Annotated in this window: 18 protein-coding genes and 1 pseudogene; 10 read left to right on the forward strand and 9 right to left on the reverse strand. The window is 72.6% G+C overall.

Annotated elements, in window-relative coordinates:
- Nucleotides 1-21 precede the first annotated feature (21 nt).
- From KBY47_RS23665 to KBY47_RS23685, 5 genes are all read left to right on the forward strand, one after another.
- Nucleotides 22-756, forward strand: coding sequence for a hypothetical protein (locus tag KBY47_RS23665; RefSeq protein ID WP_374103102.1), 735 nt, complete (start codon nucleotides 22-24; stop codon nucleotides 754-756).
- Complete coding sequence (locus KBY47_RS23670) at nucleotides 753-2,027, forward strand: HAMP domain-containing sensor histidine kinase (RefSeq protein WP_210923919.1); 1,275 nt, start codon at nucleotides 753-755, stop codon at nucleotides 2,025-2,027. Before KBY47_RS23665 ends, KBY47_RS23670 begins: the two co-directional genes overlap by 4 nt.
- A gap of 71 nt (nucleotides 2,028-2,098) precedes the next feature.
- Nucleotides 2,099-2,521 carry an SH3 domain-containing protein gene (locus KBY47_RS23675; protein WP_210923920.1) on the forward strand — a complete coding sequence of 141 codons (423 nt, stop codon included), beginning with the start codon at nucleotides 2,099-2,101 and terminating at the stop codon, nucleotides 2,519-2,521.
- Nucleotides 2,522-2,585: 64 nt separating this feature from the next.
- On the forward strand, nucleotides 2,586-3,971 hold the full coding sequence (locus KBY47_RS23680; protein ID WP_210923921.1) for an FtsW/RodA/SpoVE family cell cycle protein: 1,386 nt from the start codon (nucleotides 2,586-2,588) through the stop codon (nucleotides 3,969-3,971).
- A gap of 430 nt (nucleotides 3,972-4,401) precedes the next feature.
- A complete protein-coding gene (locus KBY47_RS23685; RefSeq protein ID WP_210923922.1) occupies nucleotides 4,402-5,868 on the forward strand; it encodes a penicillin-binding transpeptidase domain-containing protein in 1,467 nt (488 codons plus the stop codon).
- Here KBY47_RS23685 and KBY47_RS23690 read toward each other — a convergent pair.
- Together KBY47_RS23690 and KBY47_RS23695 are read right to left on the reverse strand one after the other, a co-directional pair.
- Nucleotides 5,849-6,013 (reverse strand): annotated as a pseudogene (locus tag KBY47_RS23690) (Uma2 family endonuclease); the annotation flags it as partial. The gene KBY47_RS23685 and the pseudogene KBY47_RS23690 sit on opposite strands and share 20 nt — an antisense overlap.
- Before the next feature lie 257 nt (nucleotides 6,014-6,270).
- Nucleotides 6,271-7,383, reverse strand: coding sequence for a ferritin-like domain-containing protein (locus KBY47_RS23695; RefSeq protein WP_210923923.1), 1,113 nt, complete (start codon nucleotides 7,381-7,383; stop codon nucleotides 6,271-6,273).
- Nucleotides 7,384-7,520: 137 nt separating this feature from the next.
- On the opposite strand from KBY47_RS23695, the gene KBY47_RS23700 reads away from it, so the two are divergent.
- The 4 genes from KBY47_RS23700 to KBY47_RS23715 all read left to right on the forward strand — a co-directional run bounded on the left by KBY47_RS23700 (nucleotide 7,521) and on the right by KBY47_RS23715 (nucleotide 10,730).
- Nucleotides 7,521-8,459, forward strand: a complete 939-nt coding sequence (locus tag KBY47_RS23700; protein WP_210923924.1) for a diiron oxygenase — start codon at nucleotides 7,521-7,523, stop codon at nucleotides 8,457-8,459.
- Between the two features lie 83 nt (nucleotides 8,460-8,542).
- On the forward strand, nucleotides 8,543-9,190 hold the full coding sequence (locus KBY47_RS23705) for a TetR/AcrR family transcriptional regulator (RefSeq protein WP_210923925.1): 648 nt from the start codon (nucleotides 8,543-8,545) through the stop codon (nucleotides 9,188-9,190).
- Nucleotides 9,191-9,321: 131 nt separating this feature from the next.
- Nucleotides 9,322-9,585: a hypothetical protein gene (locus KBY47_RS23710; protein ID WP_210923927.1), complete on the forward strand. Its 264-nt coding sequence runs from the start codon at nucleotides 9,322-9,324 to the stop codon at nucleotides 9,583-9,585.
- A gap of 104 nt (nucleotides 9,586-9,689) precedes the next feature.
- Nucleotides 9,690-10,730 carry a C40 family peptidase gene (locus KBY47_RS23715; protein ID WP_210923929.1) on the forward strand — a complete coding sequence of 347 codons (1,041 nt, stop codon included), beginning with the start codon at nucleotides 9,690-9,692 and terminating at the stop codon, nucleotides 10,728-10,730.
- Between the two features lie 18 nt (nucleotides 10,731-10,748).
- Here the strand turns inward: KBY47_RS23715 and KBY47_RS23720 are convergent, their stop codons facing one another.
- Genes KBY47_RS23720 through KBY47_RS23740 form a run of 5 tightly spaced genes read right to left on the reverse strand, consistent with a single transcriptional unit; the run spans nucleotide 10,749 to nucleotide 16,437 of the window.
- On the reverse strand, nucleotides 10,749-11,999 hold the full coding sequence (locus tag KBY47_RS23720) for a styrene monooxygenase/indole monooxygenase family protein (RefSeq protein WP_210923931.1): 1,251 nt from the start codon (nucleotides 11,997-11,999) through the stop codon (nucleotides 10,749-10,751).
- 14 nt (nucleotides 12,000-12,013) lie between these two features.
- Nucleotides 12,014-12,655 carry an ATP/GTP-binding protein gene (locus tag KBY47_RS23725; protein ID WP_210923933.1) on the reverse strand — a complete coding sequence of 214 codons (642 nt, stop codon included), beginning with the start codon at nucleotides 12,653-12,655 and terminating at the stop codon, nucleotides 12,014-12,016.
- Nucleotides 12,636-13,076 carry a DUF742 domain-containing protein gene (locus tag KBY47_RS23730; RefSeq protein ID WP_210923935.1) on the reverse strand — a complete coding sequence of 147 codons (441 nt, stop codon included), beginning with the start codon at nucleotides 13,074-13,076 and terminating at the stop codon, nucleotides 12,636-12,638. The genes KBY47_RS23725 and KBY47_RS23730 overlap by 20 nt, the downstream gene beginning before the upstream one ends.
- On the reverse strand, nucleotides 13,073-13,579 hold the full coding sequence (locus tag KBY47_RS23735) for a roadblock/LC7 domain-containing protein (RefSeq protein WP_210923938.1): 507 nt from the start codon (nucleotides 13,577-13,579) through the stop codon (nucleotides 13,073-13,075). The genes KBY47_RS23730 and KBY47_RS23735 overlap by 4 nt, the downstream gene beginning before the upstream one ends.
- Nucleotides 13,576-16,437: a nitrate- and nitrite sensing domain-containing protein gene (locus tag KBY47_RS23740; protein WP_210923940.1), complete on the reverse strand. Its 2,862-nt coding sequence runs from the start codon at nucleotides 16,435-16,437 to the stop codon at nucleotides 13,576-13,578. Before KBY47_RS23740 ends, KBY47_RS23735 begins: the two co-directional genes overlap by 4 nt.
- A gap of 393 nt (nucleotides 16,438-16,830) precedes the next feature.
- Between KBY47_RS23740 and KBY47_RS23745 the strand changes: the two genes are divergently transcribed.
- Nucleotides 16,831-17,619 (forward strand): protein phosphatase 2C domain-containing protein, encoded by a 789-nt coding sequence (locus KBY47_RS23745; RefSeq protein WP_210923942.1) that lies wholly within the window; start codon nucleotides 16,831-16,833, stop codon nucleotides 17,617-17,619.
- A 339-nt stretch (nucleotides 17,620-17,958) separates the two neighbouring features.
- Here the strand turns inward: KBY47_RS23745 and KBY47_RS23750 are convergent, their stop codons facing one another.
- Both KBY47_RS23750 and lon read right to left on the reverse strand, forming a co-directional pair.
- A complete protein-coding gene (locus tag KBY47_RS23750) occupies nucleotides 17,959-18,450 on the reverse strand; it encodes a MarR family winged helix-turn-helix transcriptional regulator (RefSeq protein ID WP_210923943.1) in 492 nt (163 codons plus the stop codon).
- Nucleotides 18,451-18,657: 207 nt separating this feature from the next.
- Nucleotides 18,658-21,090 (reverse strand): endopeptidase La, encoded by a 2,433-nt coding sequence (gene lon / locus KBY47_RS23755; RefSeq protein WP_210923945.1) that lies wholly within the window; start codon nucleotides 21,088-21,090, stop codon nucleotides 18,658-18,660.
- Nucleotides 21,091-21,454: the final 364 nt, after the last annotated feature.

Consider the following 21,454-nt stretch of genomic DNA (forward strand, 5'->3'; position numbering starts at 1 on the left):
CCGCCGCCCTCCAGGAGCACCGTGCCCGTACCCCGCCGCGCGCTCTCCGCCGTCATGGGAGCCCTCCTCCTGGCGGCCACCGCGGCCTGTGGTGACGCCGGGGGGCTGGTCGCGGCCGGGGGGACACCGACCGCGGTCAGCCCGGACAAGCTCTGGCCGAAACTGACCCCCGCGTCGAGCCCGGCGTTCGACATCGGGGAGGTCGACCGGGAGGTCGTCAAGGGCGTGCCCGTGCCCGACGACGACATCCGCGAGGCGGACCCGGTGGCGGTGGTACGGGCGGAGATCGCCGCGCACCCGAAGGACTACGACGGCGGCGGGGCGCCGTACCGGGAGACCGCCCGGCGCATCGACGACTGCGCGCACGCCGGGCAGGGCGGTACGTGCCCCGTCCTGCGGCCCTACTACCGGGACCTCACCGGGGACGGCCGCCCGGAACTGACCCTCGGCTTCCGGCTGCTGCCGGAGGACCTGACCGCGGTCCGGGTCTACACCGTCGACCGGCACCGCCTGACGCAGATCATGGCCTACGAGGACGCGGTGAGCGGGGTGGAGCTGGCCGACCGGTCGGTGATCATCCGGGCGCCCTCGGAGGTCGCGGGGTACGAGTACCGGCTCCAGTGGACCTGGGCCGAGGACCAGGGCGCGATGCTGCTCACCCACGACGAGATGCTGCGCACCGACGGCCACCAGCACCTGCCCCGGGCCACCCGCTCCCCGTCCGCGTCCCCCGCCCCCTCCGCGAGCCCCCGATGAGGCTCACCCTGCCCCGCTGGACCGGCACCCTCGCGGTGAAGACGGCCGTCTTCATCACCGTGATGTGCTGTGCGCTCGCCGCGCTCCTCGGCGCCCTCGTCCATGTCTCGGTGACCAACCAGACCGTCGGCCAGGCCCGCGACCAGGCCCTGTCCCGGCTCACCGACGCGGCACGCGCCTACCAGGCCGGGGACACCCTGATGCCGGGCGCCGGGATCGACCCGCCCGGACTGCCCCCGGCGCTGCGGGAGCTGGCGGCGGACGGGGAACGCGGCACGATGGTCGCCCAGCACCGGGGGCGGCCCACCATGTGGGCGGCGGGGCCCGCGGACGACGGCCGGGCGCTCGCCGTCGCGGTGGACTACTCGCAGCAGGCCCGCACGATCGACGGGCTCGACCGGGCGATCGTCTGGTCCGCGGTGCCCGCGATCGGTACGACGCTGCTGCTGGGCTCGCTGGCGGTGACCCGGGTGACCCGGCGGCTGCACGCCACGGCCCGGGTCGCCCGTCGGATCAGCGCGGGTGACCTGGACGCCCGCGTCCACGACGACCGCTCCCGGGACACCCGGGGCCGCGACGAGGTGGCCGCGGTCGCCGCCGCGCTGGACTCGATGGCGGCGTCGTTGCAGGGCAAGCTGCTGAGCGAGCAGCGGTTCACCGCGGATGTCGCGCACGAGCTGCGCACCCCGCTGACCGGGCTGCACGCGGCGGCGGAGCTGCTGCCGCCGGGCCGCCCGACCGAGCTGGTGCGGGACCGGGTGGCGGCGCTGCGCACGCTCACCGAGGACCTGCTGGAGATCTCCCGCCTCGACACCGGGCGGGAGCGGCTCGAACTGGGCACCGAGGAGCTGGGCGCCCTGGCCCGCCGGGTGGTGCGGGCGACGGGCGGCGGCACGGAGGTCAGGGTGGTGCGCGACGCCCGGGTGGAGACCGACCGGCGGCGTCTGGAGCGGGTCCTGGGCAACCTGGTCGCCAACGCCCACCGCCATGGGCGGCGTCCGGTGACCCTCTCGGTGAACGGCCCGGTCATCACCGTACGGGACCGCGGGGACGGCTATCCCGGGTACCTGGTGGCCCACGGTCCGCAGCGGTTCCGTACCGAGGGCGGGGCCAAGGGGCACGGTCTGGGGCTGACGATCGCGCTCGGTCAGACGGAGGTGCTGGGTGCCCGGCTGGAGTTCGGCAATCCCCCCGACGGCGGAGCGGAGGCCCGGCTGACCCTCCCTCAGCGGCCCCCGGCCCAGGGCGCCCGCCCTGATGGCTCAATGTGACGGGCGGCGCCCGCACCCCCCTCCTAATGTGGCGATTAGTCAGGTTCGCCCCCTTCACGGAGGTATCTCCCATGTTCGTGCGCTCCGCACTCGCCCGTCTCGCCATAGCCGCCGCGGCCACCGCCCTCGCCTCCGCCGTCGCGGTCACCCCCGCGACCGCCGGGGAGGAACGGGGCGGCGACGGCGTCGGCGGCGACAGCAGCCAGCTCGAGTTCGATCCCCGCCACGACAGCGGGAGTCACCACTCCGGCCAGAACCCACGCCTCTACAAGGGCCGGGTCACCGCGAGCACCCTGCTGCTGCGCAGCGCCCCCAACCGGGGCAGCCAGGTCATCGGGACCGCCCACCGGGGTCAGATCGTCAAGATCTTCTGCAAGACGGTGGGCCAGAACGTGGACGGCAACAACCGGTGGTACCTCCTCACGAACGGCACCTGGGCCTGGGCCTCGGCCCGCTACATCGACAACATCGGCCCCGCACCGCGCTGGTGCTGACGCGCCCGGCGGACACCCGGGCACACAAGGCGCGCAAGGAGTTGCATTTGGATAAGTTCCGGACATGAACCAGGCCGGAACCACCAAGGCCGGAACCCTCGTCACGGCGGACGCTTCCCCACCCGCCGTACGACTCCCCCGGCGCCGTGGCATCGAACTCGCCCTCATCGTCGTCGCCGTGCTGCTGTCGGTGTACGGCTACTGCGAGGTCGGCCTGGCCCGGCAGGGCACCGTCCCGCCCGGCGCCGCCGGTTACGGCGCCGGGCTGGGCGTGCTCGCCCTGCTCGCCCATCTCGCCGTACGGCTGCGCGCCCCGTACGCGGACCCGCTGCTGCTGCCCATCGGGGTGCTGCTCAACGGGCTCGGCCTGGTGCTGATCTACCGCCTGGACCTGGAGACGTCCGGCGACCCCGCGGCGCCCGCCCAGCTGGTCTGGTCGACGCTCGGCGTGGCCCTGTTCATCGGGATCGTCCTCATCCTCCGCGACCATCGCGTCCTCCAGCGCTACACCTACGTCTGCGTGGCCGCGGCGCTCGGCCTGCTGACGCTGCCGATCCTCTTCCCCGCGGTGAACGGCGCCCGCATCTGGATCCGCGTCGCCGGTTTCTCCATCCAGCCCGGCGAGTTCGCCAAGGTGCTGCTCGCGGTGTTCTTCGCCGCCTACCTGGCCGCCAACCGCACCGCGCTGACGTACACCGGCCGCCGTATCCGGCGGCTCCAGCTGCCCACCGGCCGGGTGCTGGGCCCCGTCGTCGCCGTCTGGCTGGTCAGCGTCGGCGTCCTCGTCCTGGAACGCGACCTCGGCACGTCGTTGCTCTTCTTCGGCCTCTTCGTCGTCCTCCTCTACGTCGCCACCGGCCGCACCGGCTGGATCGCCGTCGGCCTGCTGCTCGCGGTGCTCGGCGCGGTCGCGGTGGGACACCTCGAACCGCATGTCGCGGCCCGCATCCAGGACTGGCTGCACCCCTACGCGTCGATCGAGGCGGGCCAGGGCCCCAGCCAGCTCGCCCAGTCCCTGTTCGCCTTCACCGCGGGCGGCCTGCTCGGCACCGGCCTCGGACTCGGCCACTCCGTCCTCATCGGGTTCGCCGTCAAGTCCGACTTCATCCTGGCGACCGCCGGCGAGGAACTGGGCTGGGTCGGCCTGTCCGCGATCTTCCTCCTCTACGGCCTCCTCGTGGAGCGCGGCTACCGGGCGGGCCTCGCCCTGCGCGACCCGTTCGGGCGGCTGCTCGCGGTCGGGCTCGCCTCGATCGTGGCGCTCCAGGTGTTCGTCATCGCGGGCGGCGTGACCGGCCTGATCCCCCTGACCGGCATGGCGATGCCGTTCCTGGCCCAGGGTGGCTCCTCGGTGGTCACCAACTGGGCGATCCTCGCCCTGCTGATCCGCCTCAGCCACTCCGCCCGCCACCAGCCCGACCCCCGCCCCGCCCACCGGGTGGCGGCGTGAGGGGCGGGGCGGGGCGGTCGCCGGGGGGCGGGATGCCGGGCGGCCTCCGACGCGCGGCGGGGGCCGGGGTGCCGGGCGGGGTGCGGCACTTGGCGGGCGGGGGGACGGCACGTGACCCGTGGCACTCGGCAGACGGCGGCGCGACGGACGGACTGCGGCACACGACAGACGGCGGCGCCACGGACGGACTGCGGCACACGACAGGCAGCGCAACGGCACGCGGCCTGCGGCACACGACAGACGGCGGCGCCACGGACGGACTGCGGGACTCCGCGGGCCGCGGACCGACGGACGGTCTGCGGCATTCCGCGGGCCGCGGCGTCATGGGCGGGGTGGAGCAGTCGTGGAGGGCGGGATGAAGAGTGGTGCGGGGCGGACGCCGGGGTCCGGGGACCGGGAGCGGCCGATGAGGGGGGCGGAGGGGCGGGTCATGAGCCGGTGCATCCGGCACACCACCGTCTTCGGTGCCGTCCTGCTGACCGCGCTGCTCCTCAACACCGCCCGCCTCCAGATCGTCCAGGCCACCGCCCAGGACACCAACCCGGCCGACCGCCGCCCCACCATCGCCCGCTACGCCCAGCCCCGCGGCGACATCCTCGTCGGCGGACGGCCCATCACCGGCTCCGAGGACACCGGCGAGCAGCTCCGCCACGAACGCGCCTACACCGACGGCCCGTTGTACGCCCCCGTCACCGGCTTCGCCTCCCAGCGCTACGGCGAGACACTGCTCGAAGCCACCGAGGACGCCGTGCTCTCCGGCACCGACCCGATGCTCTCCGCGCTCCCCCTCTGGAACGACCTGGCCCGCGCCCGCGCCGCCGGGGGCCAGGTCGTCACCACCCTCGACGCGAAGGCGCAGCGGGCGGCGTTCCGGGGGCTGGGCGAGCGCACCGGCGCGGTCGCCGCGATCGAGCCGTCCACCGGCCGGGTCCTCGCGCTGGTGTCCACGCCGTCGTACGACCCCGGCGTGCTGTCCGGCAACGACGAGACGGTGATCCGGGCCTGGGCGCGGCTCAACGCCGACCCCGACAAGCCCATGCTGAACCGGGCGGCCCGTCAGACGTACCCGCCCGGCTCCACGTTCAAGGTGGTCACCGCGGCGGCGGCCCTGGACGCGGGCGTCGTACGCGACCCGAACGCACGGACCCGCTCCCCCGCCCCGTACACCCTCCCCGGCACGACGACCGCCCTTACCAACGAGTTCCACGGCTGTGCGGACGCCTCCCTGCGGGAGGCGTTCACCTGGTCCTGCAACACGGTGTTCGCGAAGCTCGGCGTGGCGGTCGGCGCGGAGACCATGGCCGCCAAGGCCCGGGCCTTCGGCTTCAACGACGCGGAACTGCGCATCCCCTACGCCGTCGCGCGCAGCACCTTCGACCCCACCGTAGACAAGGCACAGCTGGCCCTGTCGTCCATCGGTCAGTACAACACCCGGGCCACCCCGCTCCAGATGGCGATGGTCGCGGGCGCCGTCGCGAGCGGTGGTCAGCTGCGCACGCCGTACCTGGTGGAACGCACGACCTCGGCCCACGGCACGACCATCTCCACGACCGGCCCGCGCCCCGCACGCCAGGTGATGAAGCCGTCCACGGCCGCCCACCTGCGCGACCTGATGCGCGACGTCGTCGAACGCGGCACCGGCCGCAACGCCGCCCTCCCCGCCACCACCGTCGGCGGCAAGACCGGCACCGCCCAGCACGGCGTCGGCAACACCGGCACCCCGTACGCCTGGTTCATCTCCTGGGCCCAGCGCGACGACGCCCCGGAGGCCGCGGTGGCGGTCGCGGTGGTGGTGGAGGACGCGTCGGCGCGGCGCGGCGAGATCAGCGGCGGCGGGGTGGCGGCCCCGATCGCGCGGGCGGTGATGGAGGCGGTGGTCAGGGGCGGCGGCGGTTGATGGCGGTGAGGTCGATGTCGAGGGGGAAGGGCGCGGCTACCTTGAGGCGGTCGTGGAAGATGCCCGTCAGGCCGTAGCTCTGGGTGGCGGAGTCGAGTTCGAAGACGTAGACCACGGGCAGGCCGTCGTTCTCATCGACTCGCCAGTTCCACTCGCTGGCCATGCGCTTGCTGGAACACGCCCTCCTGTCTCAGGTGCCGGACGAGCTTGAGGCCGTCAGGGAGATGACCATCAAGCTCAACAAGCGCAACCGGCCGGAGCCGGATGCGGGCGCGCCCACTCGTAGTCGTCGTCCAGCCCGTAGTCACGCGCGGCGCTCATGATCGCTCCCATGTGCCGGAGACTGCCTGGCACTGCCAGCGTACCCAGGCGGGTATGACGACTCGCCCGTCGAACGAGTGATCACCCCCCAGGCCGTTGACCCTCCTCGATCGCCTCCGTCACCTCCGCCACCCGAGCCCTCTCCTCCGCCGCGAAGCGTTCCGCGTCCAGGCGTTCGGCGACCTCCTCGTCCTCGCGCATCAGCAGGTCCAGGCTGGAGTCGCCCAGTTCCAGGACGCCCATGTCGACGTAGGCCTGCTGGAGCCGCTTGCCCCACAGGCCGATGTCCTTGACGCAGGGGACGATGCGGGAGAAGAGGAGCTTGCGGAACAGGGCGAGGAACTCGGACTGCTCGCTGTACTCCTCCGCCTCGGCGGTCGGGATGCCGTAGTTCTCCAGGACCTCGACGCCCCGCAGCCGGTCCCGCATGAGGTAGCAGCCCTCGATGACGAACTCCTCGCGTTCGCGCAGTTCGGCGTCGGTCAGCTGTTTGTAGTAGTCGCGCAGGGCCATCCGGCCGAAGGCGACGTGCCGGGCCTCGTCCTGCATGACGTAGGCGAGGATCTGCTTCGGCAGGGGCTTGTCCGTGGAGTCGCGGATCATGCCGAAGGCGGCCAGGGCCAGGCCCTCGATCAGGACCTGCATCCCCAGGTAGGGCATGTCCCAGCGGCGGTCGCGGAGGGTGTCGCCGAGGAGGGACTTGAGGTTGTCGTTGATCGGGTAGAGCATCCCGATCTTGTCGTGCAGGAAGCGGCCGTAGATCTCGGCGTGCCGGGCCTCGTCCATGGTCTGGGTGGCCGAGTAGAACTTGGCGTCCAGGTCGGGGACGGACTCGACGATCCGGGCGGCGCAGACCATCGCGCCCTGCTCACCGTGGAGGAACTGGCTGAACTGCCAGGAGGCGTAGTGGCGGCGCAGCTCGCCCTTGTCCTTCTCGTTGAGCTTGGCCCAGTGCCGGGTGCCGTACAGGGACAGCGACTCGTCGGGGACGCCGAGGGGGTCGTAGGGGTCGACCTCCAGGTCCCAGTCGATGCGCCTGGCGCCGTCCCACTGCTTGTCCTTGCCCTTCTGGTAGAGGGCGAGGAGACGTTCGCGGCCGTCGTCGTACTCCCAGCTGAAACGGGCCGCACCGGTCGCGGGCACGGCCCAGGTGGGCTCTCCGTGGTCCATTGCGTAGACGTCTGAGGTCGGCATGCTTCGCAGAGTCACACGTAGACGTCGAGTCAACAAGATGTCGCGCAGGGGATTGACGGGCTTGCTGACAAGCAGTCTCATAAGTGCAGTGACCCGTGAGTAACCCCATGCCCTCCCGTACGACGAGGTGGACAGCCATGACAACCCTGACGGAAGTCGACGCGCTGGAAGGGCTGCGCGACGCGCTCGGCCTGCTCAAGGACCGGGAGCAGGTGGCCGAGCGGCTGCTCGAGTCTTCCGCCAAGCACAGCTTCGACCCGGACAAGGAACTCGACTGGGACGCCCCCTTCGAGGACGGCAAGTGGTTCTGGCCCCCGGAGCTGGTGTCCCTGTACGACACCCCGATGTGGCGGCGGATGAGCGAGGAGCAGCGCATCCTGCTCTCCCAGCACGAGGCGGCGGCGCTCGCCTCGCTCGGCATCTGGTTCGAACTGATCCTGATGCAGCTGCTCGTCCGGCACATCTACGACAAGGCCGCCACGAGCGCCCACGTGCGCTACGCCCTCACCGAGATCGAGGACGAGTGCCGCCACTCCAAGATGTTCGCCCGGCTGATATCCCGCGGCGAGACGCCCTGGTACCCGGTGAGCAGGACCCACCAGCACCTCGGCCGCCTGTTCAAGACCATCTCCACCACGCCGGGCTCCTTCACCGCCACCCTGCTCGGTGAGGAGGTCCTCGACTGGATGCAGCGGCTGACCTTCCCCGACGAGCGCGTACAGCCCCTGATCCGGGGCGTCACCCGCATCCACGTCGTGGAGGAGGCCCGACACGTCCGGTACGCCCGTGAGGAGCTGCGGCGCCAGATGGTCACCGCCCCGAAGTGGTCGCAGGAGTTCACCCGGGTCACCTCCGGCGAGTTCGCCCGCGTCTTCTCCGTCGCCTTCGTCAACCCGGAGGTGTACACCAACGTGGGTCTCGACAAGCGCGAGGCGATGGCCCAGGTCAAGGCGAGCGGCCACCGGCGGGAGATCATGCAGACCGGCGCGAAGCGGCTGACGGACTTCCTCGACGACATCGGCGTGCTGCGCGGCGTCGGACGACGCCTGTGGCAGTCCTCCGGCCTGCTGGCCTGACCGGCCCGTCACCCCTGGCCGGAATCGTGGCGCCCGCCGCCGACCGTGACCGCCCGTCCGCGCGGGCGGTTACGCTGCTGGTCATGAGCCCGCAGGCCGCCACCCCCGCCTACCGTCGTCTCAGCGTCGAGGAGCGCCGCAGCCAACTCCTGGACGCCGCGCTCTCCCTCTTCGCGCACCGCGCGCCCGAGGACGTCTCGCTGGACGACGTGGCGGAGGCGGCGGGGGTCTCCCGGCCCCTGGTGTACCGGTACTTCCCCGGCGGCAAGCAACAGCTCTACGAGGCCGCGCTGCGCTCCGCCGCCGAGGAACTCCGCGGCTGCTTCGACGAACCCCGCGAGGGCCCGCTGCTGCCCCGGTTGCACCGCGCCCTCGACCGCTACCTCACCTTCGTCGACGGCCACGACGCCGGGTTCAGCGCCCTGCTCCAGGGCGGCAGCGTCGTCGAGACCTCCCGCACCACCGCCATCGTCGACGGGGTGCGCCGCGCCGCCGCCGACCACATCATGCGCCATCTGGACGTCGCCGACCCCGGCCCCCGGCTCCGGATGACCGTCCGCATGTGGATCACGGCGGTGGAGGCGGCGTCCCTCATCTGGCTCGACGAGGACAAGCAGCCCCCCCTGGAGGAGCTGCGGGACTGGCTGGTCGACCAGTTCGTCGCCGTCCTCACGGTCACCGCGACCCGCGACCCCCAGACGGCGACAGTCCTCTCAACCTTGTCCGACTGACCCCACCCCCCGGGAACCCACGGCCAGGACGGCCCACCCAGGGGCGCGGGGAACTGCGCGACCAGCCCGCCACGACCCGCACCCGCCCCCGGCACCCCGGCCCACCCCCGCCGATGGCGGAAACTGTTCCCGTGAAGAGCGAAGACACCCCCTTCGAGGGCGGCCCCATGGACGGCCGTGTCCTCCCCGTCCTCCTGGGCATCACCGGGCATCCGCCCAAGACGTACCGCATCCCCCTCCCCGCCCCGGACGGCGGCCGGCCCACCGTGCTGGTCTACCGCCGGGTCCCCCGGGGCACGGGCCGCCGCTGGAAGTACGCCTACGACCCCACCGGCGAGCACGGCGGCCGCCGGATGAGGTGGCCCTGGAGCACGTCGCGGCACGCCCAAGGGTGACGCGTTACGCCATCCCGCGCACACTCGGCGCGCGCCCCGCGCACCCCCGCCTGATCCTCGCGGTGCGGAGCGGAAACGCCGCCCCGCGCACCGGAGGTGATGGCATGTCAGGCAAGCTCGTGCGGCTGGTGTGTACGGCGGCCATGGCCGTCCAGGCCGCCACCCTCACGACCGCCCCGGCGACGGCCGTGCCCGAGCCCCGCGAACCCGCCCACCGCACCCTCTCCGACCTGCTGACGGACCTTCAGCAGCTGTACCGGCGGGCCGAGCGGGCCACGGAGACCTACAACGCCACCGACGAGAAGCTGCGCGCCCAGCGCGCGGAGGTCGCCCGCCTTGACGCCGCCCTGGCCCGTGCCCGGCTCTCCCTCCAGGACAGCCGGGGCGCGGCGGGCCGCCTGGCCCGGCAGCAGTACCAGGGCACCAGCGACATCTCCCCCTACGTACGGCTACTGCTCGCCCGCGACCCGCAGCGCGCCCTCGACCAGGGCCATGTGATCGGCCAGTTGGCCCGCGAGCGCGCCGAGACGCTGGACCGCCTCACCGGCACCGAGCACAAGGCCGCCGAGCTGGCCCGCAAGGCCCGTACCGCCCTGGACCGGCAGCTCACCCTCGCCCGGCAGCAGCGCGAGCAGCGCGACGACGTGCGCGACCGCCTCACCGACGTGGAGGAACTGCTCGCCTCCCTCACCCCGGAACAGCTCGCCGCACTCGCCGAGTTCGAGAAGTCGGGCGTCGACGAGGCGCAGCGGCGGCTGCTGTCCTCCGGTGCCCTCGGCGGCGACCACAAGCCGTCCGACCGGGGCGACCGGGCGCTGCGCCACGCCACCCGCCAGCTCGGCAAGCCGTACGAGTGGGGCGCGGAGGGCCCGGAGACGTACGACTGCTCCGGGCTGACCTCCGAGGCCTGGGCCCGTGCCGGTACGCCCATCCCCCGGACCAGCCAGGAGCAGTGGGCGCGGCTGCCGAGGGTCCCCCTGACGGAGCTGCGGCCCGGTGACCTGGTCGTCTACTACCCGGACGCCACCCATGTGGCCATCTACCAGGGCGACGGCAAGGTCATCCAGGCTCCCAGGACGGGCGAGCGGGTCAAGGTCTCCCCCATCGCCGCCCACCCCATCCTCGGCGCGGTGCGCCCCGGCTGACGAAGGGGCGCCGAGCGCCTATCCGGTCACCGAGGACAGGTAGGCGGCCGTCTTCTCCGGCTCGTAGAAGAAGTTCTCGAAGTCGGCCGGGTCGTTGAAGCCGTTGGCGAAGCGGTCGGCGACCGGGGGCAGCTGTCCGGCGGCGCCGATCAGGTTCAGGACGTGCTCCGGCGGCGGGGCCAGCATCGTGTTGGTCCACTTGGTGACGTGCCGCGCGGTCTCCCAGTAGCGGTCGAACGTGGCGCGCATCCAGTCCTCGTCGAACGGCTTGTCGCCGTGGTCGAGGATCGAGGCGAGGTAGCTGGCGGCGCACTTGGACGCCGAGTTCGAACCCTGCCCGGTGATGGGGTCGTTGGCGACGACGACGTCGGCCACGCCGAGCACCAGACCGCCGCCGGGCAGCCGCCCGACCGGGTTGCGGACCGTGGGCGCGTAGCGGCCGGAGAGCGTGCCGCCCGCGTCGGTCAGCTCGACCTTGGTGGCCCGCGCGTACTCCCAGGGCAGGAACTTCTCCATCAGCTCCAGGGTGAGCGCGAGGTGCTCGGAGGGGTCCTTGACGTCCTTGAAGACGTCGAGCGGGCCGCCGGGTATGCCCTCCCAGAAGAGGATGTCGGCGCGGCCGGAGGTGGTGAACGTCGGCATGACGAACATCTCGCCGACGCCGGGCACCAGGTTGCAGCGCACCGCCTCCATGTCGGGGTGCTCGGGGCGGGGGCCCAGGCCGTGGACGTAGGCGACGGCGAGGGCGCGCTGCGGCTCGCTGTACGGAGAGCGCTCGGGGTCGCGGGCGAACATCTGCACGAGTTCGCCCTTGCCCGCCGAGACCAGGACCAGGTCGTACGTACGGGAGAAGTAGTCGAGGTCGCCGACCGCCGCGCCGTGGATGACCAGCTGGCCGCCGCGCTGGGCGAACGTCTCCATCCAGCCCGCCATCTTCACCCGCTGGTCCACGGACTGCGCGAACCCGTCGAGCTTGCCCACCCAGTCGATCGCGCGCTGCGTGGGCCCCGGGTCGAAGGAGCCGGGCGCGGCGACGGAGACGCCGAGTCCCTCGATCCTGGGTGCCTGGGACTCCCAGAAGTTCAGGCCGAGGTCACGCTCGTGCTGGAGTGCGGTGTGGAACATGCACTGCGTCGACATGACCCGGCCGGAACGGATCTCGTCCGCCGTCCGGTTGGACATCAGCGTGACGTCGTATCCGTGTGACTGGAGGCCGAGGGCGAGCTGGAGTCCGGACTGACCGGCTCCCACGACGAGTATCTTCCGCATACGAAGTCCGTCTCCTACTCGGGGGTTTCGTCGAGCGCGTGGCCCACCAGGGCCAGGAGGGTCTCGATCACGGAGATCCTGCGCCGCGCATCCATGATCATGACAGGTATGTGCCGCGGGATGGTCAGCGCCTCCCGCACGTCCTCCGGCTCGAACACCTCACTGCCGTCGAAGTGGTTGACCGCGACGACGTAGGGCAGGCCGCAGCTCTCGAAGTAGTCCAACGCGGGCCAGCTGTCCTTCAGCCGCCGGGTGTCGACCAGCACCACCGCGCCGATCGCGCCGCGCACCAGGTCGTCCCACATGAACCAGAACCGCTGCTGGCCCGGCGTGCCGAACAGGTAGAGCACCAGGTCGTCGTCGAGCGTGATGCGGCCGAAGTCCATGGCCACGGTGGTGCTCACCTTGCCGGGCGTGGCGGTGAGATCGTCGGTCTCCTCGCTCGCCTCGGTCATCAGCGCCTCCGTCTGGAGGGGCGTGATCTCCGAGACGGCGGTGACCAGTGTGGTCTTGCCGACGCCGAAGCCGCCCGCGACCACGATCTTCGTGGCGATGGGGGCGCGGGCGCGGTCCGTCTGCCACGGCCGCAGTTCCTCGTCCGGCTCCAAGGCCGGGGCGTCGCCGAAGGCGGCGGCGTCAGAGACGACGGAGTCCACTCAGCACCCTTTCCAGCAGAGCGCGGTCCGGCCGGCCCGTGCCGTGGCCGGTTCCGGTGCCGTACACACGGATCTTTCCCTGGTCCGCGAGGTCGCTCAGCAGAACGCGGACCACGCCGAGCGGCATCTTCAGCAGCGCGGCGATCTCGGCCACCGTGCGCATACGGCGGCACAGTTCGACGATGGCCCGCATCTCCGGCATCACCCGGGTGCTGAGGGAACCATTCGTCAGCTCTCTGCGCTCCGGCCCGGCGTCCAGCTCCGCGACGGCTTCCGTGGCGCCCACGAAGGTCTCCACGAGCAGGACGTGGCCGAAGCGGGTGCGGCCACCGGTGAGCGAGTAGGGGCGCACCCGGGCGGGCTTGCGGTCACCGCCGCGGACGGGGAGCTGTCCCTTGCGGTTCTTCGGCGCCGTACTCATCGGCCGCTCCCGGTGGACTCCGCGGACTCCAGGGATTTTCGCAGCTCACTGCGGAGTTCCGGGGTCAGCACATGTCCGGCGCGGCCCACGAAGAGCGCCATGTGGTACGCCACCACGCTCATGTCGCAGTCAGCGGAGCCGTGCACGCCGAGCAGCGAGCCGTCGCTGATCGACATCACGAACAGGCTGCCCTCCTCCATGGCCACCATGGAGTGCTTGACGTTCCCGAACTGGAGCAGCTTCGCGGCGCCGACGGTGAGGCTGCCGATGCCGGAGACGATGGTGGCCAGGTCGGCGGAGGAGCCGCGCGGGCCGGTGGGGCGGTCGTCGGACGACTGGCGGGCCGCCTCGATCCGCCCCGGGTCGGAGGAGAGCAGCAGCAGGCCGTCGGAGGAGACCACCGCGACGGAGAGGATGCCGGGCACCTCCTCGACCAGGTTGGTCAGCAGCCAGTGCAGATTGCGGGCCTCACTGCTCAGTCCGAAGGTACTGGGCGCGGTCAACTGCTTGCCTCCTCGACTGTGCCCCCCGTGGCTTCTTCAGCGTGGTCGTGTGCTCGTGCGCGTGCGGCGTCCGGTGCCGTCGGGTCGGGCGTACGGTTCTGGGCCGTCTGCTCGGTGATCTCCGCCTCCACCTCGCGCCGGCCGGCCTCCGCCCCCCGACGGAAACCGCCCAGCCGGCGCCTAAGCGCCTCGGCGTCGACGGCTCCCGACCTGGGCCGGGGTGCCGTCGCGGGCGCGGTGATCTTCGGGGTGCGCTTGGGCAGCCCCTTGTCGGTGACCGGGTCGTCGTCCCCCTCGTCGGGTGTGCGGTCGTGGGTGTCGGGGCCGATCGCGTACGGGTCGGCGGTGGGAGGGGGCTCCGGTGCGCCTTCGGGTGCGGGATCGGCTTCGGATACGGGAGCGTCCTTGGATGCGGCCGGGGCTGGTGGGGCCGGGTCGGGCTCGGTCGGCTGGGCCGGGATCAGGAGTTCCATGGTGGTCTCGGCGGGGCGCTCGGCGGCGCGGTCCTCCGCCGGGGACTCCTCGGCCGTGTCGGCGTCGGTCCCGGCCTCCGGGTCGGCCTCGGCCTCGGTGCCCGTGGCCGCGCCCGTCTCCTCCGCCTGAGCCGTCTCCCGTACGGCCTTCTCCGCCAATGCCACCAGCGGGTCGTCGCCGCCCGTCCGGCCGGGCAGGACGTTGGAGTTGGCCTCGGCGTCCGCGCCGGGCAGCGAGAAGGTGCCGGTGGTGGTGACCGGCGAGGCCGCCGGTGCGGTGGCCGTGGGCGAGGCGGCGGCCAGCAGGGCCTCCGGCAGGATCACCACGGCCGCGATGCCGCCCTGCTTCTGCTCCCGCAGCTGCACCCGCACCCCGTGCCGGTGGGCGAGCCGGGCCACCACGTACAGGCCGAGCCCGAGTCCGTCCTCGCCCTCCTGGTCGTAGGGCGACTCCGGGTCGAAGTCGCCGAGCCGGGCGTTGAGGCGGCTCATCCGGTCGTCGGTCATGCCGATGCCCTCGTCCTGCACGGAGAGCATGACCTCGCCGTTCTCCAGCAGCCAGCCGGAGATCTCCACGGGCAGGTCGGGCGGGGAGAACGAGGTGGCGTTCTCCATGAGTTCGGCGAGCAGGTGGGAGAGGTCGTCGGCGGCGAACCCGGCGATGTGCGCGTGCGGCGGCAGCGCGGCGATCCGGACCCGCTCGTAGCGCTCGATCTCGCTGACGGCGGCTCGTACGACGTCCACGAGCGGGACGGGACCGGCGCTCTGCTGGACGTGTTCGGTACCGGCGAGGACGAGCAGGTTCTCGCTGTGCCGCCGCATGACGGTGGCGAAGTGGTCGAGCTTGAAGAGGGTGGCGAGCCGGTCCGGGTCCTGCTCGCGCTCCTCCAGGCCCTCGATGACGGCGAGCTGCCGCTCGACCAGCCCGAGGGTGCGCAGCGCGAGGTTGACGAAGGTGGAGCCGATGCTGCCGCGCAGCCGCTCCAGCTGGGCGGCGGCCTCGTCGAGTTCACCGCGCAGTCCCTCGCGGGCGTCGGCCATCTTCTGCCGCTGGCCGACGAGGTGCTTGCGGTCGGCCTCCAGGGTGACGATGCGGTCCTGGAGGGCGGCGGCGTGCGCGTGCAGGGCGTTGACGGACCGGACGACCTGGGCGAACTCGTCGTTGCGGCCGGTGAACCTCACGGGTTCCTCGGCGGCCGGGTCCTCGGCCCCGGCGAGCCGGGCGGAGCCGCGCCGCAGCACCGACAGCGGCCGGGTGAGGGTGCGGGCCATGGCCGTGGCGATGCCTACGGCCAGCAGCATCAGCGCGCCGAGCACGGCGATGCGGATCTCCAGCGCGGTGACGTCGTCGTCGCGCAGCTGGGCGAGGTCCTTGGCGCGCCGGTCGTAGAGGGCGGACTCGGCGCCGCGCATGGAGTCGATGCGGGCGGAGAGGGCCGCGGCCAGCTTCCCGGGGTCGGTGTCGAGTTCGCGGTCGCTGAGGGTGGGCTGGTCGGTGAGGTCGGCGAGGTACTTCTCCGCCGAGTTGACCTCGGGTCCGGTGACGGTGGAGTCGTACGACGTCTTGGCGGCCTTGGTCGCGGTCTCGCGGAAGTCGGCCAGGGCGGCGTCGGAGCGGAGCCGGGCCTGCTGGGCGGCGGCGCTGAGCGCGGTGCGCTGCTTGGCGTCGGCCTCCGAGGTGACGGTGGTCTCCGAGGGCAGGCCGGTGATCGGGTCGTAGACGGTCTGGGTGGTGCTGGGCACGCTGAGCGCGGCGAGCAGGAGTCCGCGGGCGGCGGCGGCCTGCTGGACGGCGGCGTCGAGTTCGGCGAGGGCGTGGTCGCCGGAGCCCGCGCGGGGCGGGGTCAGCTCGGCCAGGTCCTCGGCGAGCCGGTGCAGCTCGGTGATGGCCGCCGTGTAGGCGTCGTGCGCTTCGAGAGCGGTGCTCTTGCCGGTGAGCGCCGCTCTGCGGACGGCGGCGATGCCCTCCAGGTCGGCGCGGAGCGCGGCGGGGGTGTCGGCGTCGGTCCGCAGCTCCTCGACCTGCCGGTCGACGCGGGCGCTGGGGTCCTCCGCGGGCGCCTTGGACTTGGGGCGTCCGGCGGCGATGTACGAGGTGACCTCGTCGCGTTCGTCGGCCAGGGCGTGCGCCAGCATGAGCGCGTCCCGGGTCTGCTCGGCGAGCGTCACCAGCTCCTGGGAGTCGTGGAGGTCACCGGAGGCGGTGAGCACGGAGGGGGCGCCCGCACCGGCGATGGCGGCGGCCACCACGGCCACGGCCACGATCAGCCGGTTGCGTACGTGCGTGGGGCGGCCCTTGCCGACGGGGGGCTGCTCGGTGCCCCCTTCGGAGGCCGTCTGCCTGCCTGTGCGCCGAGGCCGCTTCTTCTGCACCGGTGCTCGCATTCCGTAACTCGTGTACCCAAGGGCCCGGGTGAGCCGCCGTCAACTCGACGCGCGCTCCCCGGCTGCTGAACCGCGGTCGGTCGGGGAGGGACCCCCACCGGTGACGAACCCTCCCAGTGCCGGTGGGCGGTGGTCGCGCATCGTCTGACCCGCCACCCGAAGGAGTGAATACCGTGGGGGAGTTGAGGGGCAAGTTCCCGTGGTGCGTGCGAGGGCCTTGTGCGGCGGGCCGGTTGGACGTCTGGGGCGGGCTTTGGCAATATTCGCCGCCACGTCTTCCCGGAGCGCTCCATTCCCGCCCAAAACCGGCAGCTGACCTGCGGCGGCGCGATGACTCGGGGGTGGCTGCGGCCCTTTCGCGGACGTTGTGAAGGGGTGGTGCAGACTGGCGCCATGCGAACGGAACTTGTGTCGGAGCCCGGTGACCCGGACCGTCCCAACGAGGACTTCGCCGCCGTCGGACTACCCGCTTCGGGACAGGGTGGGGCGGTCGTCGTGCTGGACGGGGTGACGCCGCCGGCGGACGGCACGGGCTGTCGGCACTCCGTGCCCTGGTACACCGCCCGACTGGGCGGAGCGCTGACCGAACTGACCGTTTCACTCCCGGATGTTCCCCTGTCCGACGTGCTGGCCCGGGCGATCACGCGTACCGCCGGGGCCCATGCGCAAACCTGTGACCTTTCTCACCCGCGCACCCCACAGGCGACGGTGACCCTGGCCCGCTGGACCCCGGACGCGGTCGACTACCTGCTGCTCGCCGACTCGGCCCTGCTGGTGGAGTCCCCCGACGGCACGGTCACCGCGCTCCTCGACGACCGCCTGGCCCGCATCCCGGCCGCCGCCCGCACCTCCGACGCCGTGATCGACGCCACGCTCCGCAACAAGGAGGGCGGCTTCTGGACCGCCGCGGCGGACCCCTCGGTCGCGGCCCGCGCGGTGACGGGCACCCTGCCCCGGGACCGGGTCCGCTCCCTCACCGCCCTGACGGACGGGGCGGCCCGCTGGGTGGAGAAGTTCCGCGAGGGCGACTGGTCCCAGTGCCTGGCCCTCGTACGCAAGGAGGGCGCCCGGTCCCTGGTGGCCCGCGTACGAGCCCTGGAGACCGCCGACCGCGACCGGCGGACGCACCTGCGCCGCAGCAAGACCCACGACGACGCGACGGTGGTACACGCGGAGCTGTGACCCTCCCGGCGGCCACCGAGTCGCGTGCCGGTCACACGCCGAGCGGGGGTGGGCGCGGGACGCCACGGGTGACGGCGGGATGCCGGGAGCGGAGGCGAACGCCGAGGGCGGACGCGAACACCGGGAGCGGACGCGAACACCGGGAGCAGAGGCGAACACCGAGGGCGGAGGCGAACGCCGAGGGCGGACGCGGGGCGGCTGCCCGGGACAGGCGCGTGGTCGCCCGGTGCGGGCGGACAGCCGCCCGGCGGCGCCCCGGGTGGGCCGCCCTTCCCGGTGACCGCGCCCGTCATCTCACCTCGCGCGGGTCCGGCGGCCCGGCCTCGCCGTCCAGGGCCGTCACTTCTCCATGCCGCGGTTCAACTGGTTGAGCAGGCGGGCCAGTTCCGCGACCTCCGCGCGGTCCCAGTGGGAGAGCTTCTCGACGTAGCGGGCGCGGCGGGCGACGCGGACGCTCTGGACGCGGGTGCGGCCCTCCTCGGTGAGGTGCACCAGCCAGGCGCGCCCGTCGGCGGGGTCGGGTTCCCGGGCCACCAGGCCGAGGTCCTCCAGGGCGCGCAGCTGCCGGGACATGGTGGCCTTGCCGACGCCGATGTACGCGGCGAGATCGGTGGCCCGCTGACGGCCGTGCTCCTCCAGCCGCACGAGCAGTCCGTACGCGGCGGACTCCAGGTCCGGATGGACCGCGCGGGCCATCTCGCCCTGGTTGGCGCGGGCCCGCCGCAGGAAGACCGTCAGCTCGCGCTCCAGCGCCAGGAACTCCTGGTCCGCACCAGCCGTCGACGCACCGGGTTGCCCCCGGTGTCCTCCGCCGTTTCCGTCCTCGTGCACGTCAGCACCCCTGCCCGGTTTCCCGTCACTGAAAGTTTCCGTCCTGGGCGCCCATCGCCGCAGTTCGGTCAGTATTTCGCAGGCTCAGACCAACGGCAGCTTCCGGAATATCTCCTTCCGCAGTCTCTGCGTGCGTAGAGACCCTCACGGCGAAGGCCCGGGCCTCCCTCACGAGAACCCGGGCCTCCACCTCACCGGCCGCGTCCGTCACGCCGCGACCGGAACCTCCGGCGCCGCCCCGCTGGTCGCGGGCGTCAGCGCCAGCTCCAGGACCTGCCGGACGTCGGTGACGGCGTGGACGTCCAGCTTGTCCAGCACCTCCGCGGGGACGTCGTCCAGGTCGGGCTCGTTGCGCTTGGGGATGATCACCGTGGTCACCCCGGCGCGGTGCGCGGCGAGCAGCTTCTGCTTCACCCCGCCGATCGGCAGGACCCGCCCGGTCAGCGAGACCTCCCCGGTCATCGCCACGTCCGTGCGGACCAGCCGCCCGGACAGCAGCGACGCGAGGGCCGTGGTCATCGTGATGCCCGCGCTCGGGCCGTCCTTGGGCACCGCGCCCGCCGGGAAGTGGATGTGCACGCCCCGGTCCTTCAGGTCGGCCACCGGCAGTTCCAGTTCGGCGCCGTGCGAGCGCAGGAAGCTCAGCGCGATCTGCGCCGACTCCTTCATCACGTCACCGAGCTGACCGGTCAGCGTCAGTCCCGCCGCGCCCGTCTCCGGGTCGGCCAGCGACGCCTCGACGAACAGCACGTCACCGCCCGCGCCGGTCACCGCCAGGCCGGTCGCCACGCCCGGTACCGCGGTGCGCCGCTCGGCCGGGTCCTGGGCGGACTCGGGCACGTGGTGCGGCCGTCCGATCAGGCCCCGCAGATCGTCGGAGGTGACCGTGAACGGCAGCTTCCGCTCGCCCAGTTCGTGCTGGGCCGCGACCTTGCGCAGCAGCCGCGCGATGGACCGCTCCAGGGTGCGCACGCCCGCCTCCCGGGTGTACTCGCCCGCGAGCCTGCGCAGCGCGCCCTCGTCGAGGGTCACCTCGTCCTTGTCGAGCCCGGCGCGCTCCAGCTGCCGGGGCAGCAGGTGGTCGCGGGCGATGACGACCTTCTCGTCCTCGGTGTAGCCGTCGAGGCGGACCAGCTCCATCCGGTCCAGCAGCGCCTCGGGGATGGCCTCCAGGACGTTGGCGGTGGCGAGGAAGACCACGTCGGACAGGTCGAGTTCGACCTCCAGGTAGTGGTCGCGGAAGGTGTGGTTCTGCGCCGGGTCCAGGACCTCCAGGAGGGCCGCCGCGGGGTCGCCGCGGAAGTCGGAGCCGACCTTGTCGATCTCGTCGAGCAGCACGACCGGGTTCATCGACCCGGCCTCCTTGATGGCGCGGACGATCCGGCCGGGCAGTGCGCCGACGTACGTACGGCGGTGGCCGCGGATCTCGGCCTCGTCGCGGACGCCGCCGAGGGCGACGCGGACGAACTTGCGGCCCATGGCGTGCGCCACGGACTCACCGAGGCTGGTCTTGCCGACGCCGGGCGGTCCGACGAGCGCCAGCACGGCACCGCCGCGTCGCCCGCCGACGACCCCGAGGCCGCGGTCGGCACGCCGCTTGCGCACCGCCAGGTACTCGGTGATCCGCTCCTTCACGTCCTCCAGACCGGCGTGCTCGGCGTCGAGCACGCGCTGGGCGCCCTGGATGTCGTACTCGTCCTGGGTCCGCTCGTTCCACGGCATCTCCAGGACCGTGTCCAGCCAGGTGCGGATCCAGCCGCCCTCGGGGGACTGGTCGGAGGAGCGTTCGAGCTTGTCGACCTCCTTCAGCGCGGCCTCGCGGACCTTCTCCGGCAGGTCGGCGGCCTCCACGCGGGCGCGGTAGTCGTCGGACTCCTCGGCGGAGTCCTTGCCGTTCCCGCCGTTCAGCTCGCGCAGCTCCTTGCGGACCGCTTCGAGCTGGCGGCGCAGCAGGAACTCGCGCTGCTGCTTGTCGACGCCTTCCTGGACGTCCTTGGCGATGGTCTCGGCGACGTCCTGCTCGGCGAGGTGGTCGCGCAGTTGCTGGGTGGCGAGGCGGAGGCGGGCGACCGGGTCGGCGGTCTCCAGCAGCTCCACCTTCTGTTCGATGGTGAGGAACGGTGAGTAACCGGAGTTGTCGGCGAGGGCGGACACGTCGTCGATGGCCTGGACGCGGTCGACGACCTGCCAGGCGCCGCGCTTCTTCAGCCAGGCGACGGCGAGGGCCTTGTACTCCTTCATGAGTTCCGTGACCTGGCCGGGCAGCGGCTCGGGCACGCTCACGTCGATCCGGGTGCCCTCGACCCACAGCGCCGCGCCGGGCCCGGTGGTTCCGGCGCCGATCTGCACACGGCCGCGGCCGCGGATCAGGGCGCCCGGGTCACCGTCGGCCAGTCGGCCGACCTGCTCCACCGTGCCGAGGACGCCGGTACGCGCGTAGGTCCCGTCGATGCGTGGCACCAGCAGCACCTTGGGCTTTCCGGGTTCGGTCCGGGCGGCGGCCTGGGCGGCCTCCACCGCGGCCCGCACCTCGGAGTCGCTCAGGTCCAGCGGGACCACCATTCCGGGCAGCACGACCTCGTCGTCGAGCGGCAGCACGGGCAGGGCGAGCGGTGTGAACGCTGTGGACTCAGCAGCCATGATCTCCCCTTAGGCAGTCAAGTTGAGCTATGCCGACTCAATGCTCGACGGTCCTTGAATGTTCCCCAACCCCTCCGGCGTTCGCTGTGGGCGATCACCCCTGCCGGTCGGCGCCGGTGCCGCATACGGTCCTCTGTAATAGGCATTACCGCCGAGCACCCATTACGGAGGGGTCATGGAGAACGTCGTCGGAACCTGGGTCGACGGCTGGGTCGTCTCCCGCGGGGCCGCCCCGCCGCAGGTGGAGCCCTGGGGCTGGACCATCGACATGGGCCAGGCCGAGCACGTCACCCGTCATGTCCTCGCCGCCACCGGCGACGCCGTCGAGGAGGCCACCGTCCGCAAGGTCGCCGACGCCGTGACC

The organism is Streptomyces sp. B93 (assembly GCF_018070565.1).
Taxonomy (GTDB): domain Bacteria; phylum Actinomycetota; class Actinomycetes; order Streptomycetales; family Streptomycetaceae; genus Streptomyces.

Excerpts from the sequence above, each read along its gene's own strand:
- KBY47_RS23700 (WP_210923924.1), top strand. The coding sequence starts at position 7,521 with ATGACAACCCTGACGGAAGTCGACGCGCTGGAAGGGCTGCGCGACGCG.
- KBY47_RS23715 (WP_210923929.1), top strand. The coding sequence starts at position 9,690 with ATGTCAGGCAAGCTCGTGCGGCTGGTGTGTACGGCGGCCATGGCCGTC.
- KBY47_RS23680 (WP_210923921.1), top strand. The coding sequence starts at position 2,586 with ATGAACCAGGCCGGAACCACCAAGGCCGGAACCCTCGTCACGGCGGAC.
- KBY47_RS23670 (WP_210923919.1), top strand. The coding sequence starts at position 753 with ATGAGGCTCACCCTGCCCCGCTGGACCGGCACCCTCGCGGTGAAGACG.
- KBY47_RS23730 (WP_210923935.1), bottom strand. The coding sequence starts at position 13,076 with ATGAGTACGGCGCCGAAGAACCGCAAGGGACAGCTCCCCGTCCGCGGC.
- KBY47_RS23685 (WP_210923922.1), top strand. The coding sequence starts at position 4,402 with ATGAGCCGGTGCATCCGGCACACCACCGTCTTCGGTGCCGTCCTGCTG.
- KBY47_RS23695 (WP_210923923.1), bottom strand. The coding sequence starts at position 7,383 with ATGCCGACCTCAGACGTCTACGCAATGGACCACGGAGAGCCCACCTGG.
- KBY47_RS23720 (WP_210923931.1), bottom strand. The coding sequence starts at position 11,999 with ATGCGGAAGATACTCGTCGTGGGAGCCGGTCAGTCCGGACTCCAGCTC.
- KBY47_RS23745 (WP_210923942.1), top strand. The coding sequence starts at position 16,831 with ATGCGAACGGAACTTGTGTCGGAGCCCGGTGACCCGGACCGTCCCAAC.
- KBY47_RS23740 (WP_210923940.1), bottom strand. The coding sequence starts at position 16,437 with ATGCGAGCACCGGTGCAGAAGAAGCGGCCTCGGCGCACAGGCAGGCAG.
- KBY47_RS23705 (WP_210923925.1), top strand. The coding sequence starts at position 8,543 with ATGAGCCCGCAGGCCGCCACCCCCGCCTACCGTCGTCTCAGCGTCGAG.
- lon (WP_210923945.1), bottom strand. The coding sequence starts at position 21,090 with ATGGCTGCTGAGTCCACAGCGTTCACACCGCTCGCCCTGCCCGTGCTG.
- KBY47_RS23675 (WP_210923920.1), top strand. The coding sequence starts at position 2,099 with ATGTTCGTGCGCTCCGCACTCGCCCGTCTCGCCATAGCCGCCGCGGCC.